Source organism: Adlercreutzia aquisgranensis (genome assembly GCF_943193145.1).
Taxonomy (GTDB): domain Bacteria; phylum Actinomycetota; class Coriobacteriia; order Coriobacteriales; family Eggerthellaceae; genus Xiamenia; species Xiamenia aquisgranensis.
On record NZ_CALPDA010000028.1, the window covers coordinates 1 to 1,116 of the forward strand.

General features: G+C 59.8%; 1 protein-coding gene. It reads right to left on the bottom strand.

Annotation, left to right across the window (positions count from 1 at the left end; genetic code table 11):
* Window positions 1–1,116, bottom strand: a 1,116-nt coding sequence (gene tnpC, locus NFR41_RS10435; protein ID WP_251231799.1) for an IS66 family transposase, incomplete at both ends; no start/stop codon positions are given.

Sequence of the window (1,116 nt, forward strand, 5' to 3'; positions counted from 1 at the left end):
GGGTAACAGGCCGCCTTGCCCCAACTGATCCCGGCACCATTGGAAGAAGCCGCTGACGACCGGCTTCGCATGGTCCAGCCGGTATTGACGCTTCTTCTCGCCGGTGAGCTCCTTTTCCTTAATGGTATCTTCAATCTGGTACAGCTTCGCGATCTGTTGCAGGGCTTCGGTGGCCTTCTCAGGATGATCCTTTTGGGCCTCAACGAAGCAACGGCGACTATGCACCCAGCATTGAGCATGAGTAATGCCTTTCTGGGCCGCGGCATAGCGGGCATATGCGGCATAACCATCGCTGATCAGAGTGCCACTGAATTGGTCGTTCAGAACCTGCTCGATGTGCAGTCGGCCCCGACTGTTCGAGTAGGTAAACACCACTTCGTCGTCATCACCGTATAGGGGCCAGAACCAGCCTGTTTTCATCTTGCCTTTCTGCGGGCCTGCCCGGCCCTGGTGGCCCGCTTTGATGGGTGTTTCGTCCATGGCCAGCACCCGGCTGCGCAGCACGTTGTCGGTCTGGGCGTCCACAATGGGCCGAAGCAGGTCGATGGCCCGCTTCACCAGGTTCGTCAGGGTGCTGCGGCTGAGGGTAATACCCGCTTGTTGAATGCGCTGGTGCTGGCGATACAGCGGCAGGTGGAACTGGAACTTGTCCACCAGCAACCCGGCCAGCAGGCTGACATCGGCCAGGCTGTTGTCCAGCACGTTGAACGGGGCTGGTGTTGTCACAGGTTTTTGATCCGTGCCCTTACGCCGGAACACCGGGCGTTCGCACTTGAGCACCACATAACTGGAGGCCCGCTGGGCCAGCCGGAAGGTAGTCTTGCTGCCAATCACTTCGTACTGATCGGCCTCCGGGCCGGTCAGCTCTGGCGGCAGGTGCTCAACCACTTCTACCGGCACATCGGCAGTAAAGCGCAGGCCGGTGTCGTTCAGGCAGTCGTCGTCCCGCTGTTTCTTGCCAGTGCCACGCTGATAGGCTTTAACCGTGCGCTTCTCATTTTTCGGCGGCTGCACCGGAACCGGGGCGTCATCCGACGCGAACAGGCTATCCTGCCCAGGCAGGTCAAACACCTGCTTCTCGGACTTGGGACCGAACAGCTGCTTCTTGAACCAGTC